We start from the raw sequence: 23,334 nt of genomic DNA, 5'->3' as shown, positions 1-23,334 counted from the left end.
GCCGGATTTCAAACTGAGACGCCGCCCTACCGCCTCTTCCGTTTACACTCGGGCGCCCCGCCGCTATTTTCCGCGGCCCCCTTCGGTCATGCACCGATCGGCCTCGCGTTGCGGCCGATCGGTGCATGACCTTCCCAGATATGGAGACGGAGTGTCGGCTCGGGCGCTTGGCCCGGCCCCATCCCGATCCCGCCGGAGTATGATGAGCCATGCGCGCGGAACTCGCCGCAAAGGTCGACGAGATCAGAGCTTCCCTGGACCTGTTGCGGTCCCACCTGGACGTGGACCGCTCGCGGCGGCGTCTGGCGGAGCTGAACGCCATCGTCGAGGACCCCAAGCTCTGGGACGACCCCGAGCGGGCGCAGAAGCTCATGCAGGAGCGCACCACGCTGGAGGACGGCCTCGGCGCCATCGACCGCGTGCTGCGCGATCTTGAGGACAACATCGAGCTGATCGAGCTGGGCGAGGCGGAGGGCGACGAAGGCGTCATCACCGAGGCCGCCGCCTCCCTCGACGGCCTGAAGGCGGAGCTGGCCCGGCGCGAGCTGGAAGCCCTGCTCTCCGGCGAGGCCGACGCCAACGACAGCTATCTGGAAGTCCATGCGGGTGCCGGCGGCACCGACAGCCAGGACTGGGCCGAGATGCTGCTGCGCATGTACCGGCGCTGGTGCGAACGGCACGGCTTCAAGGTGGAGCTGATGGACGAGTCCCAGGGCGAGCAGGCCGGGCTGAAGTCCGCCACCATCCAGGTGAAGGGGCACAATGCCTATGGCTGGCTGAAGACCGAGGCCGGCGTACACCGGCTGGTGCGCATCTCCCCGTTCGATTCCAACGCCCGCCGCCAGACCTCGTTCGCCTCGGTGGATGTCTATCCGGTGGTGGACGACCGCATCGTGGTGGACATCAAGGAAGCCGACGTGCGGGTGGACACCATGCGCTCCGGCGGCGCCGGCGGCCAGCACGTGAACAAGACCGAATCGGCGGTGCGCCTCACCCACATTCCCACCGGCGTCGCGGTGGTGAGCGAGGGCGACCGTTCCCAGCACAAGAACCGCGCCACCGCCTGGAACATGCTGCGCGCCAAGCTCTACGACCTGGAGCTGAAGAAGCGCGAGGCCGAGGCCATGGCCGAGCAGGCGGCCAAGACCGACATCGGCTGGGGCCACCAGATCCGCTCCTATGTGCTCCAGCCCTACCAGCTGGTGAAGGACCTGCGCACCGGCGTCACCTCCGGCACCCCGCAGGAGGTGCTGGACGGCGATCTCGACCCGTTCATGCAAGCCGCCCTGGCCCAGCGCGCCTATGGCGGCGGCCCGGACAGCGTGGAGGACGTGGACTGATCCACGCCTGAACCGCCCTCCCCGCTGGCGGCGCGCCTGCCGGCGGCGGCAACGCTTTTGCTGCCGTTTGGGAAGTGCACCGACGCTTCCTGCCCTTGCGACATACGGCCGGCCCCTTGCCGGCACCTTGCCGGCCCCTCGGGCCGTGCGAAAATTCCTTTGAGCTTTCCGCTGCTTGGGTCATCCTGATCGGCTCGTGGAGCCGGATCCGGCCAGATTGGACACTCTGGCCGGCCAATCCGTTTCCCGGCGTCAGGAGAGGACGTGTGCTCTCGTGTCCCGAGCCGGCCGCTCCCGGCCTCGGACAAGGCGGAGCCGTCGCGCATGGCGTATCCGAGGTCGCATCGAACGCCACAACCCACGGTGCCGCGCACCGTGCATCACGCCTTGGGCCTCGCCCTGTGCCTGTCCGCCATCGCGCTCGCGCCGCGCCTCGCCCGCGCCCACGACTGGTATCCGGCCTATTGCTGCTCCGGGCAGGATTGCTACGAGATCGGGCCGGAGGATGTGGAGTTCGTGGGCCAGGGCTATTTCATCAAGGCCACGGGCGAATATTACCCGCGCGACGCGGTGCCCGAGAGCCCGGATGGCAAGTTCCACCGCTGCTCGGTGCAGGGCAAGCGCGAGGGACGCACCCTCTGCCTGTTCGCGCCCACCCCGGCCTTCTAGGGCGTTTTCGAGCGAAGCGGATACCGGTTCGCCTGAAGAAAACGCTCCAGGCGCGCGCCGGTCGGATCACACCGCAAGCGGACAAACGGCCGCCTAGCGATCCGGCGCGGCCTCAAAGGTTGCATCGAGGGTGGCCGTCGTGCCCCGGACATTGATGATCAGCGGCTCTGGACCGATGGCAAAGCCATCCGCCTCGGCGCTCTGCGGGCCGCCGCACAGGCGGCTGGCGCTGGCCTCGGCGCCGGCGGGAAAGGCGATGCGGCCCGTCGCCGGGCCGGCGGTGGTCCAGGCGGCCAGTCGGACCATCCCCGCCTCGCCCGGCGCCCCGCCGAGCTGGACCACGAACATGTCCGGAAACGGCCGCTCCACCCGGAAGCTCGAACTCGCCTTCAGCAGGCGCACCGCCTCCCGCACCGCGCAGGCGGCGGGCTTGGGCTTGTAGTCGTAGGTATAGATGCCGAAATTGTCCTCCAACTCGGCCGGGTGGGTGCCCTGGTCCTTCAACTGGTAGACCCAGGCGCCCTTGACCCAGGGCGTGGCCGCCGCCCAGAACAGGAACTGCGCCAGATTATCCGCCTGCTGCTGGGGCGTGATCACGCAAGGCGTGAGTGGCGCGGTGGGCCAGCCGACCTCCGACACAAAGACGGGAACCGGCGGCGCGCCATCCTGCCCGAGCACGTGTTGCAGCGCCTCCACGCGGTCGATGGCCTCGGTGGCGGTCCGCCTGGAGAGGGTGGGATGGCAATGATTGCTGACGTGGATGGACAACCCCTTCGCGCCACGCATGACGCCGCCGTCGACGACGGCCCTGGTCCACAGCCAGTCCACGTCATAGCCCGACACGCCGACGAGGACCGGCGCGGTGGGAACAACCCTGTTCAGCACCGGGAGCGTCGACCTGACCAGCGCGACATAGTCGCGGGCGGCGCGGGGATCCCCCTCCTTGCCGGCGCCGACGACCCAGGGCGGATTGAACTCCCCGGACAGGTTCCACTCGTTCCAGACCTCGAACATGGGTTCGAAGCGGGCGACGAACTCCGCCGCCTTGGAGCTGAAGCTCGCGAATGCCGCGCGCCCGTCGGCGGTCATGGGCGGAGCGGCCCCTTCGACATGGGGATGGCTGTGGCCAAGGATGAGGAGCGGCCTGACGCCGGCAAGGCCGAGAAAGCGGTATAGCCGCCAGATCTGGGGGGGCGGGCTCGCATTCTGGTGGACGCCGCTGCGCACGAACAGGGGCCAGACCAGATCGTCGCGCACCGAGGTGAAGCCGATGTCGCGCACCAGGTCCGCAGCGCGACGCGGATCATAATTGTAGGCGCCGCCGATGCCGAAATGAACGCCCGCGCCGATGATCATTGGCTCTGGCCGCGGCGTTGCGGCCTGCGCGTCGAAAGTGAGCTGGCGGCGCTCGTTGGCCCCGGCTACGCCGGCGAGGCCCGCCAGCGCCGCGCCCGCAACGGCGGCCGCGCCGAGCGCCCGCCGAACCTTGCCCCACAAGAAGCTGCGCAAAAAGAAGCACCGCCCCTTGCCGCGCCGCCCGGTCGAGGCCCGGTCAACCACGCCGGCAGCCGCCGGCCCTGCCGATGCCCCGGCCACTCCAGGGCGCCCGTCATCTCCTGGGCCGCGTGCCGTGGAACCAGCAGGCACCGCATGCCCCGTTTGGAATTGCATCCCCTTACCCCCAACCGCCGATGACACGGCCCTGGCACCGTGGCCCGCGCGCCCATAACGCAACGGCATGTCACGGCCCCAAGAGCGCCTCATCGCTCCCCCGGCATCATTCTACAGGCCGGGCGTCACGCGTTAAGGACGAATTGCAGTGTTGGGCGGTGGCCCATGCCCTGTCGCGGCAGCGAGGTGTCACTCCGAGCGGCCAGATTCGATGATTTCCAGCTTCAGCGTCTGATCAGCGGAGTAGAAAGCGGACCTGAATTTGGCGAGAGCTGTTCCAAAACAGTCCGTGGAGCTTGCACGCGTGAGGCGGCTGCTTGCCGCCAGCCATCCCGGCCGAGAGACTAATGCCTTTGATTTTGGTGATGAATCTCTTATCTCGCAAATTGCAAAATAATGCCGCAAGCCATTCGCTCCGGCGTCCTCGCACCCTCGCCGCGCCATCAACCGCGCCGCTGCGCGCGGATCAGGCGGCGCGACCATCCCACGCAGCCCCGCCGATGAGGGCATGGATCGCCATGCAGTGCCTCACGAGATTGGGATGGGCGTCGATGAAGGCCTTCAGGGGCGTGGCGATGGGATAGAAATGGATGTTGGCCAGAAAACCGTAGATGGCGGCATCCACGCCGGTGGGCTGCGATCCAAACACGAAGCCTTCGCCGGGCACCAGGTCCGCCAGCACGCCCAGATCGGCGAGCCCGCGCGCATAGGCATCCGGCGGCGCAAAGCGCCCGATGCCCTGGAAATGATAGCGCTGGGCGTTGAACGCCTTGGCCTTTTCCAGCGCCTCCGGCGTGAGGGAGGGATGCTGCTGCATCAGCCCGTCGCGGAACAGGGGCCAGAAGGCCTCGTCCTTCCAGCGGGAATAGGACATGACCCAGTAAAGGTCATCCAGCATGCGGGTGACCAGCAGCGCCATGTTGCGCTCGGCGGGGGTGAGGTGATCGTCGAGGGTCACCCCATATGTGCGCCGCACGTAAGCAAGGATGGTCTCGCTGTCGCCGACGACCATGCCATCATCCTCGATATAGGGCAGCTGGCCGCGCGGCGCCCCCGAGGCGTCGAAGAGGTGGCGATGCTCGAACGGCACGCCCGCCAGCTTCAGCCAGGCGAAAACCTTGAGGCCATAGCCATTGTTGTCCGCGACGCCGAACAGTTCGGGATAGGAATAGAGGGTGAGCATGGGGGTGCCCCGTTTGCCAGATTCCGACGGTTGGCATCCAGTCTGGATTTGGAGGGCTTTACCTCCTCGCCACTTGCTGCGCCAATTCTTTGCGGATCTCTGTTACCCGCTCGCGGCGCGCATGCAAGCTTGCGAGGCGAAGCATCGAGCGATCAGAGGCCGAGTGCTGCCGAACGATGCAGCTGAGGCCCCCCAGCCTTCTCTCCAGATCGCATGCCTGTCGAAACTTTTTCGCAGGATCACGATTTGCGATAAAGCTCATATCTTCTCAGTTCTCTATTTGTTCCTATGGAGGCAACCCATCAAAGATGGGTTGCCAAGTATTTCAGCTGCAGCCGGTGGTGCTGCCGCAGGTGTCGCACTTCAGGCAGGTGCCGTTGCGCACCATGGTGAAGTTCATGCACTCGGGGCAGGCCTCGCCCTCATAGCCCTTGGCGCGCGCCTCGGCGCGGGCCTCGGCCTTGCGGGCGGTGGCCCCCCACGGCAGCGACTTGTCCATCAGGCTTTCCACCGCCGCCTCGATCTCCTGCGCCTGCGGCGCCGGCTCGGGCAGCTCGGCCACGTCGGTCTTCAGCGCGGTGGCGCCGAAGGTCGGGGCACGCAGCACCGTCACATTGTCGGTGCCGGAGCGGGGCTCTGTGGAAACCGGCTGGGCCGCCATGAGGTTCACGGTCTTGCCGCGCACCAAGCCCTTGGAGACGACACGGTTGGCCGGGTTCGGCGCCTTGCCCTCGTCCGCGCCCTTGCCGAGGGCGTCGAAGCTGGTCTCGTGGGGGTCCACGTGGCCGAGGTCGCTGCGGCCGAGATAGGACACCGCCAGCTCGCGGAACACATAGTCCAGCATGGAGGTGGCATACTTGATGGTGTCGTTGCCCTGCACCGGGCCCGCCGGCTCGAAGCGGGTGAAGGTGAAGGCGTCCACATACTCCTCCAGCGGCACGCCGTATTGCAGGCCGAGGGAGATGGCGATGGCGAAGTTGTTGAGGAGCGAGCGAAGCGCCGCGCCCTCCTTGTGCATGTCGATGAAGATCTCGCCGAGGCGGCCGTCATCATATTCGCCGGTGCGCAGGTAGAGCTTGTGGCCGCCCACGATCGCCTTCTGGGTGTAGCCCTTGCGGCGGTCGGGCATCTTCTCCCGCTCGCGCACCCGGTGCTCGACGATGCGCTCCACCACCCGTTCCACGATCTTCTCGGTGACGGTGGCGACCCGCGCCGCGTTGGGCTGGGCCACCAGGGCCTCCACTGCGTCGTCCTCGTCCTCATCGTCCGCCACCAGCTGGGCGTTGAGGGGCTGGGACAGCTTGGAGCCGTCGCGATAGAGCGCGTTGGCCTTCAGCGCGAGACGCCAGGACAGCTGGTAGGCCGCCTTGCAATCCTCGACGCTGGCGTCGTTGGGCATATTGATGGTCTTGGAGATGGCGCCCGAAATGAAGGGCTGCGCCGCCGCCATCATGCGGATGTGGCTCTCCACCGATAGGTAGCGCTTGCCGAGCCGGCCGCACGGCGAGGCGCAGTCGAACACCGGCAGGTGCTGGGCCTTCAGGAAGGGGGCGCCTTCAAGCGTCATGGCGCCGCAGACATGGACGTTGGCCGCGTCGATGTCGAACTTGGAGAACCCGAGGAAGTTCAGGAGGTCGAACTTGGGGTCGGCGAGCTGCGCCGCCGGCACGCCGAGGGCCTGGCTGAGGAATTCCTCGCCGAAGGTCCAGCGGTTGAAGGCGAACTTGATGTCGAACGCGGTCTTCACTGCGGCCTCGGCCTTGGCAATGGCCGCGTCATCGAAGCCCTTGGTGCGCAAGGTGGAATGGTTGATGGCCGGGGCCTGCGCCAGCGAGCCGTGGCCCACCGCATAGGCCTCCATCTCGGCGATCTCGGCTTCCGAGTAGCCAAGGGTGCGCAGCGCCTCGGGCACCGCCCGGTTGATGATCTTGAAGTAGCCGCCGCCAGCCAGCTTCTTGAACTTGACCAAGGCGAAGTCGGGTTCGATTCCGGTGGTGTCGCAGTCCATCACCAGGCCGATGGTGCCGGTGGGGGCGATCACCGAGACCTGGGCATTGCGGAAGCCGTGCTGCTCACCCAGCGCCAGAGCCTTGTCCCAGGCCGCGGTGGCATGGGCGACGAGGCGGGTGTCCGGGCAGGACACCTGGTCGAGGGGCACCGGGGCGATGGACAGGCCCTCATAGCCGTCCTTGAGGCCATGGGCGGCCCGGCGGTGGTTGCGGATCACCCGCAGCATGGACTGGGCGTTGGCGCTGTAGGCCGGGAACGGGCCCAGCTCGGACGCCATCTCGGCCGACGTGGCGTAGCACACGCCGGTCATGATGGCCGACAGGGCGCCGCCGATGGCCCGGCCCTGGGGCGAGTCATAGGGGATGCCGCTCGACATGAGCAGCCCGCCGATATTGGCGTAGCCGAGGCCCAAGGTGCGGTATTCATAGGACAATTCGGCAATGCGGCGGGACGGGAACTGGGCCATCAGCACCGAGATTTCCAGCACCACGGTCCACAGCCGCACCGCGTGCTCGTAGCTCTCCACGTCGAACCGCTTCTCGGCGTCGCGGAACTGCAGGAGGTTCAGCGAGGCGAGGTTGCAGGCGGTGTCGTCGAGGAACATGTATTCCGAGCAGGGGTTGGAGGCCCGGATCTCGCCGCCCGCCGGGCAGGTGTGCCAGTCGTTCACCGTGGTGTGGAACTGGATGCCGGGATCGGCGCAATGCCAAGCGGCGGCACCGATCTTCTCCCACAGCTCGCGAGCCTTGACGGTCTTGGCCACCTTACCGTCGGTGCGGCGGATCAGGTTCCAGTCGGCGTCCGCCTCGACCGCGCGCAGGAAGTCGTCGGTGACGCGCACGGAATTGTTGGAATTCTGGCCGGCCACCGTGATGTAGGCCTCGCCGTCCCAATCGGTGTCGTAGATGGAAACGTCGATGTCCTTGTAGCCCTGGCGGGCATACTGGATCACCCGGCGGATGGCGGCATCCGCCACGCCGGCCTTGCGGGCGGCCTTGATCTCGCGCTTCAGCGCCGGGTTCTTCTCCGGCTCGAAGCAGCTGTCCGCCTCGCCCTCGCAATTCACGCAGGCCTTGAGCACGGCCTTCAGGTGCTTCGCATTGAGCCGCGAGCCGGTGACGAGGGCGGCAACCTTCTGCTCCTCGATCACCTTCCAGTTCACATAGGCTTCGATGTCCGGATGGTCGGCGTCGACCACCACCATCTTGGCGGCGCGGCGGGTGGTGCCGCCGGACTTGATGGCGCCCGCCGCGCGGTCGCCGATCTTGAGGAAGCTCATGAGGCCGGACGAGCGGCCGCCGCCCGACAGCTTCTCACCCTCGCCGCGCAGGGACGAGAAGTTGGAACCGGTGCCGGAGCCATACTTGAACAGGCGCGCCTCGCGCACCCACAGGTCCATGATGCCGCCCTCGTTCACCAGGTCGTCGCTGACCGACTGGATGAAGCAGGCGTGCGGCTGGGGATGCTCATAGGCCGAGGTGGAGGCGAGCAGTTCGCCGCTCACGTGGTCCACATAGAAATGGCCCTGGCCCGGCCCGTCGATGCCATAGGCCCAGAACAGGCCGGTGTTGAACCACTGCGGCGAATTGGGCGCGGCCATCTGCAGGGCGAGCATATAGCGATGCTCGTCATAGAAGGCCTGGGCGTCGGCTTCGGTGTCGAAATAGCCGCCCTTCCAGCCCCAGTAGGTCCAGGTGCCGGCAAGGCGGTCGAACACCTGCTTGGCCGAGGTCTCGCCGATCAGGCGCTCCTTCTCGGGCAGGGCGGCAAGCGCCGCCTCGTCGGGCACCGAGCGCCACAGGAAGGAGGGAACGGTGTTCTCCTCCACGGTCTTGAGGCGCGCGGGCACCCCCGCCTTGCGGAAATACTTCTGCGCGAGGATATCGCTGGCTACCTGGGAGAACTGGGCCGGGACCTCGATGCCCTCCTGGCGGAAGACCACGGAGCCATCGGGGTTCCGGATCTCGCTCACGGTCTCGCGGAACGGGATGTCCGCGTAAGGGGAACGGCCCTCGTGCGTGTAGCGACGTTCAACGCGCATGACCGGTGCTCCTTCGGCTCGGCCCCGTGCGGGCCGACCAGTCTAAAAGATGAATGTGGCAGACGTGACGACATGTCGGGCACGGCGCAGGACGCCGCGCCGTGACGGTTCGCGGAACTGGGGTTCAGCGTGCGCAGCTGGCATCCACGACCGATACATGTGGGACGCCCAGCGCTCAGTGGCCGAACGCTAGTGCGAGTCTGGCCCCTGGGTCAAACCAGATTTTGCCTTGATCTGGGGCCTCGAACCCACCTCCATACTACATATGGTGGCGCCAATCGGGTTATCAAATCCCTAACGAGCCTTTACCCGGCTCGGTTTTAGCGTCTTCGCGACTGGACGACGGACGCGGTGGGGGAAGTAGCGGTCATCACCGTCATCCACAGGCAGGATGCGGGCAGGTGCGGAGCGGCCCGAACGCAACCAAAGCCCACCGCGCCAATGGTGTCATGCGCATCGCACATGCCAACCATGCAGAATGCGGTATCAGCGTGCGTGGCAAAGCGCTGCGCAATAATCTATCAAGCCGCCCAGCCCATTCGCGCGCGGGACACTTTCGCCTCCCCCGCATCGCGATAGATTATTGCCCAACCCTCCGGCGCCGTGGTGCCCGTGAAGACCGGGCACGAAGCGAGGCGATCCGGGACAGTTGGAACAGGTCATGTCATCCACCACCGTCGTCGCGTCCGCCGACGAACACCACGCCGTCAACCCGCGCTCCCGCGTCATCCTGGCGAGCCTCGTCGGCACCACCATCGAGTTCTACGACTTCTACGTCTATGCCACGGCGGCGGTGCTGGTGTTCCCGCACCTGTTCTTCCCGGCGAGCGATCCGACCACGGCGCTGCTGGCCTCGTTCGCGGTGTTCGGCGCGGCCATGGTGGCCCGGCCGCTGGGCGCCATCTTCTTCGGCCACCTCGGCGACAAGAAGGGTCGCAAGATCACGTTGGTGGGCGCCCTTTTGACCATGGGCATCGCCACCTTCCTCATCGGCCTCCTGCCCACCTATGCCACCGCCGGCTGGCTGGCGCCCACCCTGCTGGTGGTGCTGCGCCTCGCCCAGGGCTTTGCCCTCGGCGGCGAATGGAGCGGCGCGGCCCTGGTGGCCACCGAGAACGCCCCCGCCGGCAAGCGCGCGGTCTATGGCACCTTCCCGCAGCTCGGCGCGCCCATCGGCTTCATCATCGCCAACGGCCTGTTCCTCATCATCGCGGCGCTGATGCCGTCTTCCGACCCGTCGCGGCCGTCCGACGCCTTCCTCGCCTGGGGCTGGCGCATTCCGTTCCTGTTCTCGGCGGTGATGGTGATCGTGGGCCTGTGGGTCCGCTTCAGCCTGGTGGAGAGCAAGGCGTTCGAGAACACGGTGAAGCGCGGCGGCATCCAGAAGGTGCCGCTAGTGGCCGCCTTCAAGAGCTACTGGCGCGAGATGATCCTCGGCACCTTCTATATGCTCGCCACCTACGTGCTGTTCTACCTGATGACCACCTTCTCGCTGAGCTATGGCCGCGCCGCCACCACGGCCCCCCTCCCCGGCCTCGGCTACGACTACCGCACCTTCGTGATGATGATGATCTGCGGCGTGGTGTTCTTTGGCATCTTCACCATGGTGTCCGGCCCCTGGGCCGATCGCTGGGGCCGCCGGCGCACCCTCATCTGGATCACCTCGGCCATCGCCCTGTTCGGCCTGCTGTGGGTGCCGCTGCTGTCCGCCGGCACGGTGGGCGTGGTCGCTTGGCTCTTCATCGGCTTCGCGCTGATGGGCCTCACCTTCGGCCCCATGGGCGCGCTGCTGCCGGAGCTGTTCCCGGCCAACGTGCGCTATACCGGCTCGGGCATGGCCTACAATGTGTCGTCCATTCTCGGCGCGGCGGTGGCCCCGTTCATCGCGGTGGCCCTGTGGAGCTATGGCGGCGGCAGCCCATTCTGGGTCGGCGTCTACCTGACCGTGATGGCGCTGTTCACCCTGGTGGCGCTGATTCTCGGCAAGGAAACCCGCGACATCGACATCCACCATTGATGGACAGGGGGCTCAACGCCCCATGTTGATCGGCAGAGGGGGCTCGACGCCCCCTTGCGTCCCCGGCGGAATGGGAGTGAACCTCTTGCGCCCCAAAGGCGTAGGAGGAGCGCCATGAAAACCGCACGGTTGCAAAGCTCCAGATTGCCGGCATCCCCCTCGCTGCTGTGGTTCCGCGACGACCTGCGGCTCTCCGACAACCCGGCGCTCGCTGCCCTGGCCGAAGCCCGCACTCCGCTCGCCGCGCTCTATGTGTTCGACGAGGACAGCCCGGGCATTCGCCCCCTCGGCGGGGCGGCGCGCTGGTGGCTCGCCCAGTCGCTTCGGGCGCTCGCCACCGACCTGAAGGACAGGGGCGTCCCCCTTATCCTGCGCCGGGGTCCGGCCAACCGGGTGGTGCCGGAGGTCGCGGCGCTGCTGGGCGCCGCCACCGTCGCCTTCAATGATCGCGCCGGCGCGGCGGAGACCAAAGTGGACCACGCGGTGGCCGCGCGCCTCCTGTCCGAAGACCGGCGCGTGCTCAGCTTCTGCGCCCATCTGCTGCATCCGCCCGGCAGCGTCGAAGGGGCGTCCGGCGGCATGCCGCGCACCTTCTCGTCGTTCCACCGTGCGGCGCTGAAGGCCCGGCGGCTCGATACCCCCCTGCCCGCGCCGAAGCATCTGGAAGGCGTCGTCCATCCCCCGGAAGGCGAGACGCTGGAGAGCTTCGACCTCGAGCCCACCCGTCCCGACTGGTCCGGCGGCCTGCGCGCCACATGGACCGCCGGCGAAGCGGCGGCCCAGGCGCGACTCGCCGCCTTCATGGACGCGGGACTGACGGGCTATGCCGAGGGCCGCGACCGGCCGGACCAGGACCATGTCTCCCGCCTGTCGCCCCACCTGCGCTTCGGCGAAATCTCGCCCCGCCAGATCCTGAGCGCCGTGCGCCACGCGGCCGATGCCGACGCGGTGCCGCTGGTGGACGCTGACAAGTTCGAGGCTGAACTGTATTGGCGGGAATTCTCCTACCACCTCCTCGCCGAGCGGCCGGACCTGGCCCGAAGCAACATCCAGCGCGGGTTCGACGCCTTCCCCTGGCGCGAATGTCCCGGCGAGCTGAAGGCCTGGCACAGGGGCCTGACTGGCTATCCGCTGGTGGACGCCGGCCTGCGCCAGCTCTGGCAGACCGGATGGATGCACAATCGGGTGCGCATGGTGGTGGCCTCCTTCCTCACCAAGCACCTGCTCATGGATTGGCGCGCAGGCGAGGACTGGTTCTGGGACACGCTGGTGGATGCGGACGGCGCCAACAACGCCGCCTCCTGGCAGTGGGTGGCGGGCTCCGGCATGGATGCAGCCCCCTATTTCCGCATCTTCAATCCGGTGACCCAGGGCGAGAAATTCGACCCCGACGGCACTTATGTGCGCACCTATGTGCCGGAGTTGGCCAAGCTGCCGGCGCCGCTCATCCATAAGCCGTGGACGGCGGACACGGATACGCTGGCCCATGCCGGCATCCGCCTCGGCCAAACCTATCCGCGCCCGCTGGTGGACCACGGCGCCGCAAGGGAGCGAGCGCTGCGCGCGCTTGAATCCACACGAAAATGATGGGGCTTGTCATATTGATACGGCGGGATGCGTTGAGTAACGTGCCACCACATTCATTGAAGGCTTTGATCCGCACATGATCCGTAACGGCCTTGTGGACTCCATCGGCAACACACCCCTCATCCGCCTGAAGCGCGCCTCCGAAGAGACCGGCTGCGAGATCCTCGGCAAGGCTGAGTTCCTCAATCCGGGCCAGTCGGTGAAGGACCGCGCCGCCCTCGGCATCATCAAGGACGCGGTGGCGCGCGGGGCGCTGAAGCCCGGCGGCGTCATCGTGGAAGGCACCGCCGGCAATACCGGCATCGGCCTCGCGCTGGTGGCCGCCCCCCTCGGCTTTCGCACCGTCATCGTCATTCCCGAGACCCAGTCCCAGGAAAAGAAGGACATGCTGAAGCTCGCTGGCGCCACACTGGTGGAAGTGCCGGCCGTGGCCTATGCCAATCCCAATAATTACGTGAAGGTCTCCGGCCGCCTCGCCGAGGCGCTGGCCAAGACCGAGCCGAACGGCGCCATCTGGGCCAACCAGTTCGATAACGTGGCCAACCGGCAGGCCCATATCGAGACCACCGGTCCCGAGATCTGGGAGCAGACCGGCGGCAAGCTGGACGGCTTCATCTGCTCGGTGGGCACGGGCGGCACGCTGGCCGGCATCGCCATCGCGCTGAAGGCACGCAACCCCAACATCCGCATCGGCCTCGCCGATCCCATGGGCGCGGCGCTCTATTCCTACTACACCACCGGCGAGCTGAAGGCCGAGGGCTCCTCCATCACCGAGGGCATCGGCCAGGGGCGGATCACCGCCAACCTCGTGGACGCGCCCATCGACACCGCCTTCCAGATCCCGGACGAGGAAGCCCTGCCCGTGGTGTTCGACCTGCTGGAGCACGAGGGCCTGTGCCTCGGTGGCTCCTCAGGGGTGAACGTGGCGGGCGCCATCCGCCTCGCGAAGGAGATGGGGCCGGGCCACACCATCGTGACCATCCTGTGCGACTACGGCACCCGCTACCAGTCCAAGCTCTTCAACCCCGAGTTCCTGCGCTCCAAGAACCTGCCGGTGCCGGAATGGCTGGAGCGCAAGGTCGAGGTGCCGAACGTGCTGGTCTGATCCGGCTGGCGGGCCTCTTCCGGCGCGCCTTGCGCCGGTCGCTTGACGCGCGCGCCCATCCGCTCAATGAGGGGCCGCGCACCCTTGCCAGTGCGTGAATGGAGCCGAAAGAGACAGCCCATGAGCGAGACCGTCGACACGCCCGCGAGCCCCTTCGTTTCCACGCAATGGCTCGCCGCCAATCTCGGCGCGCCCGACCTCGTGGTGGTGGACGCCTCCTGGCACATGCCCAATTCCGGCCGCAGCGGCGCCAAGGAATATCTGGAGCGGCACATTCCCGGCGCGGTGCATTTCGACATCGACACCATCGCCGACCACTCCACCTCCCTGCCCCACATGCTGCCGGATGCCCACGCCTTCGCGGTGGCGATGGGCGCTCTGGGCATCGGCGACGGGCTGCGCATCGTGATCTATGATTCGGTGGGCCTTTTCTCGGCGCCCCGGGTGTGGTGGACCTTCCGGGCGTTCGGCGCGCAGGACGTGAAGATCCTCGACGGCGGCCTGCCCAAATGGCTCGCCGAGGAGCGCCCGGTGGAAGACGGGGTGGTGCGCCGGTTGCCCGCCATCTTCAATCCGCGCTTCGACCATTCCCTCGTCGCCGACATCGAGCGCGTGGACCAAGCCTTAAAGAGCGGCAGCGCGCAGGTGCTCGACGCCCGCCAGGACACCCGCTTCCGTGGCGAAGCCCCAGAACCGCGCGAAGGCCTGCCCTCCGGCCACATGCCCGGCAGCTTCAACCTGCCCCACGGCCGGCTGGTGAAGGACGGACGGCTGGTGTCGCCGGACGAGATCCGCACGGTGGTGGAGGCCTCCGGCCTCGACCTGTCCCGCCCGGTCATTACCTCGTGCGGCTCCGGCGTGTCGGCGGCCATCCTGTGGGTGGCCCTGGAGTTGATCGGCAAGACCCCGCTCGCGCTCTATGACGGCTCGTGGACCGAGTGGGGCGCCAGCGGCAAGGAAATCGCCGTCGGCTGACGGTGCGGGAAACAGGGAGACGGTCCACATCTTCCCGGCCCGTCTTCCCGGCTCAAGACGAAGAGGGCGTCTGCTGACCGGATTGCGCCCCGATCTGACCGGAGCGCCTCAGCCCATGCTGGCGACGATCGCGACCGGTTCCCGCGGACCGCAATGATAGACCCGCGCCGAAACGACACCTGCTGTCCCGCCCCTGTCCGGTCCGGGGAGCTAAGGGCCGGGTCAGGCCGAAGCAGCGCGGGTACGGGTGAGAACCATGAGCGACCAGCCGCCCACGAGGCGTACGATGGCATCGGGCGCCAGCCCGAAGGCGACCTTGCGCGGGAAGGCGGCGAGCCGCTTCTTCAGCGTCTTGCCGGCCTGGTCGATGGCCCAGGGCGTGTAGAAATGGTCGACCACCTCCAGCCCGCATTCGTCCAGCAGCGAGAGGGCGGTCGCCTTGGTGAAATAATGCAGGTGGCCAATATGGTTGCGGGCATCCTGGATGACCCAGCCACGGGCCACCGCCAACGCATTCATGTCGAGCGGGATGTGCAGCACCTGGTGGGTCGAGATGCGGCCCATGGATCGGGCGAAGGCGAACGGGTCCTCCACGTGCTCGATCACGTCGATGGCCATGCTCACGTCGTAGCGGCGTCCGCCGTCGAACGGGCTGCCCTGGGTGAAGGAGAGGTTGGGCGCCTGCCGCTGCTGGCAAATGGCGAAAGCGTGGGGCGAGATTTCGTAGCCGTCGACCATCGCGTCCGGGTGATGCCGGGCCAGAAGCTCGACGATGCCGCCGGCACCGCATCCGATCTCGCACAGGGAGGTCGGGCGGATGGAATTACGATCCATGATGTTGGAGATATGCGCGAACTTCCACGCACTATCGTCCTGGTGCCAGTCTGAATTGGCAGAAATATAGCGCTCATCCAGGTAACGGCTAAGATTTCCCGCTTCGTTCAGAGTCATGTTCGGCTCTTTCCCACGGTGGCGCCATCATGGCTCGGCTCTCGTCACTCTACCTGCAATTGCAGACGCGGGGGAAGCCCGAAAAGTGGGCGTTTGCCGAGAGTTCCCGCGCTTGCGAGAAGGCTCGAAACTTTCTTTCGCACATGCTAACCTGACCCAGTTGGCACGGTTTCATCCAGGATGGGTCGACGGCCAGCGGCGCAATCCGCAAGGTTGTGTCTTACGATAATACCACTTGAATCCTTAGGCAAGGACTTGACGGGCGCTGTGGCCTGCGCGGGGCCCAGGCGGAAAGCGTCTCCACCCGTCAGTGCAAGGCACGGCGGACCGCAAAAACGGAAGGCGGATGAAACTGACCTATCTCGTCAACGTGCAGATCCTGCGCTTCTTCGCGGCCGCTCTCGTGGTGTTCGCCCATGTGGGCGTGGAAGTCGGCAACGTCGCTGCGCGCACCGGACGCGCATTTGAAGAGATCGGCCTCATCGACTGGGGACTCGGCGTCGACATCTTCTTCGTCATCAGCGGCTTCATCATGTATTACATGATGCACGACCGCTTCGGCGCTCCGGGCGCACCCGCCGATTTCCTGCGCCGGCGTCTCATCCGCATTGTGCCGCTTTACTGGATCTGCACGACGCTGATGCTGGCCTCGCTACTGGCGGCGCCGCAACTCATCAACAACAACGGGCTCGACCTGAAGCACATTGTCGCATCCTACACGTTCATCCCATGGCCGCGCGCCGATGGCGAGCTGTTCCCCATTCTGTCCCTGGGCTGGACGCTGAACTACGAGATGCTGTTCTACGCCCTCTTCGCGGTGGCGCTGCTGCTGCCGCGCCGGGCGGGGCTTGCGGCGCTGGGCGCCATGTTCATCCTCCTCATCGCTGCCGCGCTCCTGGCACCCGACCGATTCTTCCTGCTCAAGTTCTGGGGCAATCCCATCATCGGCGAGTTCCTGCTGGGAACCTGCGTCGCCGCGCTGTTCCTCAATGGCCGGCGGCTATCGGGCGCCGTGGCCCTAGGCCTCGTGGTGGCCGGCATCGCCCTCGCCCTGGCCTTCTTCCAGACTGCAGCCTACGAGCACGTCTGGCGCCTCGTCACCGGCGGCATTCCGGCGGCGCTCATCGTCGCGGCGGCCGTGCTCGGCCCGGCCCTGCGCGAGAACGGGTTGGCGCGGGCGCTGGCGCTCGGGGGCGATGCCTCCTACGCGCTCTATCTGACGCACCCGTTCACCATCAAGCTGTTCGGTGTGGCCGGGGCCAAGGTCGGCCTGCCGCTGGTCGCCATCTATGCCATCGGCTTCGCGCTGACCGTGCTGGTCTCGGTGGGCGTCCACCTGTGGGTGGAAAAGCCCATCGGCCAATGGCTGGTGCGCAAGACCTCGAGCCCCAAGCGCGCCGTCCGAGCCGCCTCCTGACGCCCTCCCCCGGATCGTGGGACTGACGCGGGCGGGATTTCCCGACGGGCGGAGCTTGAGCTAGGCTCCCGGCACAGCCTTCGCCGAGGGGGTCTGGCCGAGGGGGCTTGCTTGCATCGTCGCCGTATCCTTGCCGTCGTTCTCTTCGTCCTGGTCGCGATGCTGCTCGCGCGGCTCGTCGTGGTCACGCGCGATTTGCCCGGGGTCGTGACGGCCGCCCATTTGGAGACTCTGCGCGCCGACCATCCGCGCATGCGCGCCTTCCTCCACCGCATGCCCAAGGGTGGCGATCTGCACACCCATCTCTCGGGTGCGGTCTATGCCGAACGCTTTCTCGCCTGGGCGGTCCACGACGGCCTGTGCTTCCGCCGCGCCGACATGACCCTCGTGCCCCGGCCTGACGGCACCGCCCCCGACCAGCCATGCGGGACAGACCCTGCCGTGGTGCCACTCGCCGACGCCGTGTCCGGCCCGAAGGGGCAGACCACCTACGATCTCATCCTCAATGCGCTGTCCACCCGGTGGTTCCTGCCGACCCTTTCGGTGCCCTCGGGCCACGACCAGTTCTTCGCCACCTTCAGCAAGTTCAACGCCGCCACCGGCGGCTCGGACTGGGACCAGACCGCCCGCCGCATGGCCGAGATGGTGGTGGACCAATTGAAGCAGTACGACGCCTCCAACGTCCAATACGTGGAATTCATGGTCACCTTCTTCGAGGGGGCCGAGCGCGAGCGTATGACGCAGGCCATCGGCGCGGTCGGCGAGCCGGCGGCCATGCTGGCGGCGCTCCAGGGTAGCGGCCTCGACGATGCGGTGACTGCCAAGGCGCGGCAGGTGGCCGCCATCGTCGCCCACATCGAGGCCCTGCGCGACTGCGCGGGTGATGCGACCCGCCCCGGCTGCGGCGTCACCTTCCGCTTCATCGCGCAGGTGAACCGCAACAGCGCACCGGCGTCGGTCTTCGCGCAGACGGCGCTGGCGGCGGCCCTGGTGCGGGCGGCGCCCGACATGGTGGTGGGGCTGAACTATGTGGGGCCGGAAGACTACCGGGTGTCCCTGCGCGATTATCGCACCCACATGAAATGGATCGGCTTCCTCGCCGGCACCGACGTGCCGGTGGCGCTGCATGCGGGCGAGCTGTGGCTGGGGCTGGTGCCGCCCGCGGACCTCGACTTCCACATCCGCGAGGCGGTGGAGATCGCCGGCGCCCGCCGCATCGGCCACGGCACGGCGGTGGGCTTCGAGAACGACATGGACGGCCTGCTCGCCGAGATGCGCCGCCGCGGCGTCACCGTCGAGATCGCCCTGACCTCCAGCGACGTCATCCTCGGGGTGCGCGGCAGAGAGCATCCCGTCGTCACCTACCTCAATGCCGGCGTGCCGGTGACGCTGGCCACCGACGACGCCGGCGTGTCGCGCATCGATCTCACCAACGAGTATTTCCGTGCCGCGCGCGACCATGGGCTGGGCTACGCCCGGCTGAAGGCCATCGCCCACACGGCCCTGACCCACTCCTTCCTCACCGAAGCGGAGAAGGACCGCGAGCGCGCCCGTCTCGACCAGGCGTTCGCCGATTTCGAACAGAGCGTAAGGGAGGAGCAGCCGCCGCTGGCGCAGATCGCGGCGGTGCTGCGCGCGGCCGTTCCCGTGCCCCTGCCGCGCTGAGGCCCACGGATCAGGTGCGGTAGCCTTCCTCGGCCAGCACCTGCCGGACCACTGGCCGTGCCCGCACCCGCTGGTAGTGGGCCAGGACGCGCGGCGGCATCGGGATGCCGGTCTTTTCTGCCCAGAACTCGTTGTAGAATAACGCCGCATCGGCAATGGAGAAGGTCGGGCCAACCGCATAGCCCTCAGCCGGCAGGCGCTTCTCCAGCACGGCGAAAGCCTGCTCGACAATTTCCCGGCCGTGGGAGGTCACGTCGTCCTTCAGCTGCTGTCCGGGCTTCGTGCCGCCCGACGAGATGTAGCGCTCGGAGGTGAAGATGCGGGTGAAGCCCTCGCCATGCAGTTGGATCAGCGCGAATTCCAGCAGATCGACCGCCTGCGCCGCCAGCGCGGGATCCTCGGGCAGGAGCTTTGCGCGCGGGTAGGTTTGCGCCAGCCACAGCGCGATGGATTTGAAGTCGGTCAGGGCGGTGCCATCGTTGAGCACGAGCGTGGGGATCGTCCCTCGCGGATTGATCTTGAGATAGTCCGGCCGCAGGTGATCTCCCGCCGGAATGTTGACGACCCAGACCTCGAACGGCAGTTCCAGCGTTTCGAGCAGGATGTGGATGCCGGTCGAACACGAACCCGGCGTCATGTAGAATTTGAGTGCCATGGCGCGCGCCAAGCAAGAACGCCGCCATGACCGAAACCCGACACCGCGCCGGATCGGTCGGCGGGCCGCAAGCGGCCGGCGCGGCGCGCGCAATCCCTGTTCGGCCATTGATTTCGGTCAAGGCTCATCAGCCGGCTAATCGACAAAATTGAACAAAAGCATCTGCTTCCGGCGCAACGGCGTGACATGCCATTGCAACACGACATTTGGGGGGAGAGAACACGCATGGCGAGCGACGACAAACTCACGCATGAAGCCACCGACGACGCGACCGAACCGGCGCTGATTCCCCTTGCCGTTGAAGCCAGCCTTGCCGACGAACGCCGCGAAGCGGCACAGGAAGCCGAAGTGTCGGCACTGGTGTCCATCGCCGCCGCGCGTCCCGAAGGCACCGGGCTCGATGCCGGGATCGAGGCCATCATCGCGGGCGCGTCCCCCGACGACGCCGTGCGCCTGCGCAAATCGCTAGGATTGCCCAAGCCCGCCGGGCATTCGCGGGTGACCAGCGACGAACTGGCCGATGACTGGCGCCAGGGCGGCTACCCCTTCAAGTACAAGATGCTGCGGAGCGACTACGAACGCGACAAGTTCGTCCTCCAGACCGAGCTTCTGAAGCTCCAGTCCTGGGTGAAGGACGCCCAGCAGCGCGTCATCATCCTGTTCGAGGGGCGCGATGCCGCCGGCAAGGGCGGCGCCATCAAGCGCTTCATGGAGCATCTCAATCCCCGCGGCGCGCGGGTGGTGGCTTTGGAAAAGCCGAGCGATGTGGAGCGCGGCCAGTGGTATTTCCAGCGCTATGTGGAGCATTTGCCCACGCGCGGCGAAATCGTGCTGTTCGACCGCAGCTGGTACAACCGCGCCGGCGTCGAGCGCGTCATGGGCTTCTGCTCGGATGAGGAATATCGCGAGTTCCTGCGCCAGGCACCGGACTTCGAGCGCAACCTGGTGCGCAGCGGCATCCACCTGATCAAGTTCTGGTTCTCCGTGAGCCGCGACGAGCAGAGGCGCCGCTTCAAGGAGCGCAAGGTTCACCCGCTCAAGCAGTGGAAGCTGTCGCCGGTGGACCTCGCCTCCCTCGACAAGTGGGAGGACTACACCCGCGCCAAGGAAGCCATGTTCTTCCACACCGATACGGCGGATTCGCCCTGGACGGTCATCAAGTCCGACGACAAGAAGCGCGCACGCCTGAACGCCATGCGCTACGTGCTGCATTCCCTGCCCTACAAGGACAAGGCCCCGGCGCGGATCGGCACCGTCGACAACCTGCTGGTGGGCCGCGCCAATACCATCCACGAACGGGGCGAATTCAACTTCGCCTCGTCCCGGTAACCGAGCCGGGGGCCGCATGCCATCGGCCTTTTGTCTTCGACCGATGCCGAGAGGGCACGCTCAAGCGTCGCGCGGGCTTGACCAAAGGCCGATGAGTCAAGCTCATCGGCCTTTGGTATCAGCTCCTGCGCCCGCGTAGCGCCCGGCCTACCTTCTGCGCCACCTCGCGCAGCTCGGTGATGCCGAGCGCCCACGCCGCCACCGCATAGACACCGATACCGGCAAGGCACAGCACCGCCCCGCGGACGAGAATGGCGATCACGCCGTTGCCCGGCAGGATCGCCACAAGCCCCATGCGCAGGGCGAGGCCCACCCCGATGGCGACCACCGCCGCAAGGCTGAGCCGCCAGACGCCGGAGAGCATGCCCGGCGCGGCAGAAAGCACCGCCCCCCGCGCCGCCGCCTCCTTCACGAACCGCCGGCGCTGCAGCCAGCCCAGCAGGAAGACATAGGCGAGGATCGCGGTGGAGCTGGCCACCGCCAGACCTTCCGCGCCGAAGCGTTCGCGCAGCACCACATAGAGCGGGATCATGGCGAAGGTCACCGCCGTGCCCACCAGCGTCGGCAGCCATGTGGAGCCGAGCGCGTAAAAGCCGCGGCTGATCACGCTCTGCGCCGCCCAACCGCCGATGCCGAGGGTCAGCAGCGCCAGAATCCGCGAGGTCTCCAGGGCGTCCGCCGCCGTGAAGCGCGACCCGAACATCCCCCAGATCAGATAGACCGCTTCATAGCCGGCTACGATGAGGCACACGCCCGCCGCGAGGATCGCCACCAGCATCAGCCGAATGGCGCGCGAGAGCACGCCATAGGCCTCCACCACATCCCCCGCCGCAACGAGGCGGCTGATGGTGGGATAGGAGGCGACGCCCAGCGCCATGCCGAAGATGCCGATGGGCACCTTCATGAGCGTGCGGCCGTATTGCAGCTGCGCCAGCGCGCCTGCGGCGAGGAAGGAGGCCTGGTTCTTGATGATCCACTCGTCCACCACCACAATCGAGAAGCCGATCATGATCGGCAGCGACAGCAGCAGATAGCGGTGGAGGTCAGGGCTGCGCAGCGACAGCGCCGCGTGCCAGCGCATGTGCGTCTTGAGGCAGCCGAACAATGGCAGGGCGAAGGGGCCGAGGATGGAGCCGGCGAGCACGCCCCAGGCGAAGCCCTCCGCGCCCAGCTCCGGATAATACGCGCCCACGAGGCCGCCGAGGATGATGCAGCCCGAATAGATCAGCGGCGCCAGCGCCGGCAGGGCATGGCGGTCCTGCGCCATCAGCGCCGCCGAGAGCAGGCCGCCGAGGATGTGGAAGAACTGCGCCGGCAGGATGATGCGCATGAGGCGCACCAGTTCGTCCACCTCCGCCGCCTCGGTGAAGCCCGGCGCCACGAGGGTGGCCAGCGGCCGGGCGAAGACCATCATCAGCGCGATGGCGAGCGAGCCGACCACGACAATAAAATTGGCGATGACGCTGAAGGCTTCCCAGCCGCGCCTGGTGTCCCCCGCCTCCAGATATTTGACGAAGATGGGGATGAAGACGATGGACAGCGCGCCAGCCGCCAGCAGGTAATTGAGAAAATCCGGCAGGGTGAAGGAGGCGAAGTAGAGGTCCGCCTGCCGGCTCGCTCCGAGGGTGCGGCCGATGATCTGCTCGCGCACCAGCCCGAGGATGCGGCTGAGGAAGATCGATGCGCCCCAGATCGCCGAGGCGATGCCGATGGTCCGCGCCTGGCTCGAACGCCTGCTGGCTTCCTTGCTCGGCTCTTGGCCCGGTTTCTGGTTCGATCCGTTGGGCGACATCCCGCTCCCGTTCAAGTCCTGCTCCTTATGCGCCGCGACGGACGAACCCTGCCCTTCTCCGCATCCTGGAGCGACTGCGCAAGCCCCGCCTCAGGTGGCGGATGCGGCCGAGCGCCGCCCGATGGCGCCCGGTACCGGCCCAGGTTGCAGGGTGCCGCGCGAACAGCGTGGAGCGGAAACCGCCCGTCACCCCCGCCCGTCCGCCTTCACCCATCCCTCTCGCACGCACCACTTGGCGTGCGAGCGGCGAGTTAGAGGCTCCAACGCCTCACTTCGTCAGTCTGCACGTCATGTCCTTGCCTTCCTCCCAAACGAAAGTGGCCTCGTTTCCCTTGATCCACAGAAGGCGGCCGAAGCTCGCGTCATAGCGCGCGCCGGAGGCGGACAGCGCCAGCGCGCCGGTATCGATGGCGTCACCATATTCGAGCCGGACGCTCGGCTGCTGCGTGTCGAAGAAATAGACCGTCACTTCATTGGCGGGATTGCCTTCGCAGGCAAAGGAGGCGATCGCGGTTGGCTTCTCAAGCATGTAGCGGGCGACGAGATCGCCCTCGCGGCGCAGGTATTCCTGCTTCACGCAGGCTGGCTTGTCCTGCGCTTTCCAGCAGTCGTTACGCCCGGAAATCCAGCCGCGCTGGGTGGCGCGCAGTGTCGCGACGGCCTCCTTGCTGCCGCTGTCCAGCTTTTCCACGATGGCGAGCGCCGCCGCGTAACGGCGCGCGAGCCGTTGGTCGAGCGCCATCAGGGCGGCATCGGCGCAGACGATCTGCTCGGCCTCCGCCGAGGCGGCACGACAGTCGAACGAGGGCTGGTCCTTGGCGGCAGCGGGCGCGCAGGCCAGCAGGAGCAAACCGAGGGCAAAGCCCGGAACGGCCACCGTAGGACACAGGGACTGCATGATCTGTTCTCCCGACTCACCAGGACTTC

At 67.1% G+C, this 23,334-nt stretch carries 16 protein-coding genes; 9 read left to right on the top strand and 7 right to left on the bottom strand.

Features of this window, described 5'->3' with window-relative positions:
• Positions 1 to 209: 209 nt before the first annotated feature.
• Positions 210 to 1,340, top strand: a complete 1,131-nt coding sequence (prfB, locus tag FBQ73_RS13540; RefSeq protein ID WP_138400012.1) for a peptide chain release factor 2 — start codon at positions 210 to 212, stop codon at positions 1,338 to 1,340.
• Between the two features lie 324 nt (positions 1,341 to 1,664).
• Positions 1,665 to 2,009 (top strand): hypothetical protein, encoded by a 345-nt coding sequence (locus FBQ73_RS13535; protein ID WP_170218884.1) that lies wholly within the window; start codon positions 1,665 to 1,667, stop codon positions 2,007 to 2,009.
• A gap of 93 nt (positions 2,010 to 2,102) precedes the next feature.
• Here the strand turns inward: FBQ73_RS13535 and FBQ73_RS13530 are convergent, their stop codons facing one another.
• The 3 genes from FBQ73_RS13530 to FBQ73_RS13520 all read right to left on the bottom strand — a co-directional run bounded on the left by FBQ73_RS13530 (position 2,103) and on the right by FBQ73_RS13520 (position 8,914).
• Positions 2,103 to 3,518, bottom strand: coding sequence for a glycoside hydrolase 5 family protein (locus FBQ73_RS13530; protein WP_138400010.1), 1,416 nt, complete (start codon positions 3,516 to 3,518; stop codon positions 2,103 to 2,105).
• Between the two features lie 628 nt (positions 3,519 to 4,146).
• Positions 4,147 to 4,863 carry a glutathione S-transferase family protein gene (locus FBQ73_RS13525; RefSeq protein WP_138400009.1) on the bottom strand — a complete coding sequence of 239 codons (717 nt, stop codon included), beginning with the start codon at positions 4,861 to 4,863 and terminating at the stop codon, positions 4,147 to 4,149.
• 325 nt (positions 4,864 to 5,188) lie between these two features.
• The gene (locus FBQ73_RS13520) at positions 5,189 to 8,914 is read right to left on the bottom strand and encodes a vitamin B12-dependent ribonucleotide reductase (protein ID WP_138400008.1); all 3,726 of its coding nucleotides are present in this window, start codon (positions 8,912 to 8,914) and stop codon (positions 5,189 to 5,191) included.
• 661 nt (positions 8,915 to 9,575) lie between these two features.
• Here FBQ73_RS13520 and FBQ73_RS13515 point away from each other — a divergent pair.
• The 4 genes from FBQ73_RS13515 to sseA all read left to right on the top strand — a co-directional run bounded on the left by FBQ73_RS13515 (position 9,576) and on the right by sseA (position 14,598).
• On the top strand, positions 9,576 to 10,931 hold the full coding sequence (locus FBQ73_RS13515; RefSeq protein WP_138400007.1) for an MFS transporter: 1,356 nt from the start codon (positions 9,576 to 9,578) through the stop codon (positions 10,929 to 10,931).
• A gap of 114 nt (positions 10,932 to 11,045) precedes the next feature.
• On the top strand, positions 11,046 to 12,518 hold the full coding sequence (locus tag FBQ73_RS13510) for a cryptochrome/photolyase family protein (RefSeq protein ID WP_138400006.1): 1,473 nt from the start codon (positions 11,046 to 11,048) through the stop codon (positions 12,516 to 12,518).
• Positions 12,519 to 12,594: 76 nt separating this feature from the next.
• Positions 12,595 to 13,623, top strand: a complete 1,029-nt coding sequence (locus FBQ73_RS13505) for a cysteine synthase A (RefSeq protein ID WP_138400005.1) — start codon at positions 12,595 to 12,597, stop codon at positions 13,621 to 13,623.
• A gap of 120 nt (positions 13,624 to 13,743) precedes the next feature.
• Entirely contained in the window at positions 13,744 to 14,598 is an 855-nt protein-coding gene (sseA, locus tag FBQ73_RS13500) for a 3-mercaptopyruvate sulfurtransferase (protein WP_138400004.1), read from the top strand.
• Positions 14,599 to 14,820: 222 nt separating this feature from the next.
• Here sseA and FBQ73_RS13495 read toward each other — a convergent pair whose 3' ends face one another.
• The gene (locus tag FBQ73_RS13495; protein WP_138400003.1) at positions 14,821 to 15,549 is read right to left on the bottom strand and encodes a class I SAM-dependent methyltransferase; all 729 of its coding nucleotides are present in this window, start codon (positions 15,547 to 15,549) and stop codon (positions 14,821 to 14,823) included.
• A gap of 346 nt (positions 15,550 to 15,895) precedes the next feature.
• Between FBQ73_RS13495 and FBQ73_RS13490 the strand changes: the two genes are divergently transcribed.
• The gene (locus FBQ73_RS13490; RefSeq protein WP_138400002.1) at positions 15,896 to 16,966 is read left to right on the top strand and encodes an acyltransferase family protein; all 1,071 of its coding nucleotides are present in this window, start codon (positions 15,896 to 15,898) and stop codon (positions 16,964 to 16,966) included.
• Positions 16,967 to 17,077: 111 nt separating this feature from the next.
• Positions 17,078 to 18,631, top strand: a complete 1,554-nt coding sequence (locus FBQ73_RS13485) for an amidohydrolase family protein (RefSeq protein ID WP_138400001.1) — start codon at positions 17,078 to 17,080, stop codon at positions 18,629 to 18,631.
• A gap of 10 nt (positions 18,632 to 18,641) precedes the next feature.
• Here FBQ73_RS13485 and FBQ73_RS13480 read toward each other — a convergent pair whose 3' ends face one another.
• Positions 18,642 to 19,286 carry a glutathione S-transferase family protein gene (locus FBQ73_RS13480; RefSeq protein ID WP_138400114.1) on the bottom strand — a complete coding sequence of 215 codons (645 nt, stop codon included), beginning with the start codon at positions 19,284 to 19,286 and terminating at the stop codon, positions 18,642 to 18,644.
• 225 nt (positions 19,287 to 19,511) lie between these two features.
• Here FBQ73_RS13480 and ppk2 point away from each other — a divergent pair, with 225 nt between their 5' ends.
• Positions 19,512 to 20,615, top strand: a complete 1,104-nt coding sequence (ppk2, locus tag FBQ73_RS13475) for a polyphosphate kinase 2 (RefSeq protein ID WP_210236772.1) — start codon at positions 19,512 to 19,514, stop codon at positions 20,613 to 20,615.
• A gap of 118 nt (positions 20,616 to 20,733) precedes the next feature.
• On the opposite strand, the gene murJ is transcribed toward ppk2, so the two are convergent.
• Positions 20,734 to 22,422: a murein biosynthesis integral membrane protein MurJ gene (murJ, locus tag FBQ73_RS13470; RefSeq protein ID WP_246089696.1), complete on the bottom strand. Its 1,689-nt coding sequence runs from the start codon at positions 22,420 to 22,422 to the stop codon at positions 20,734 to 20,736.
• Positions 22,423 to 22,675: 253 nt separating this feature from the next.
• The gene (locus FBQ73_RS22790) at positions 22,676 to 23,284 is read right to left on the bottom strand and encodes an MliC family protein (RefSeq protein WP_170218883.1); all 609 of its coding nucleotides are present in this window, start codon (positions 23,282 to 23,284) and stop codon (positions 22,676 to 22,678) included.
• Positions 23,285 to 23,334 lie beyond the last annotated feature (50 nt).

The organism is Xanthobacter autotrophicus (genome assembly GCF_005871085.1).
Taxonomy (GTDB): Bacteria; Pseudomonadota; Alphaproteobacteria; order Rhizobiales; family Xanthobacteraceae; genus Xanthobacter; species Xanthobacter autotrophicus.
Note: the sequence above shows the minus strand (reverse complement) of the source record. Positions and strands in the feature narration are given on the sequence as shown.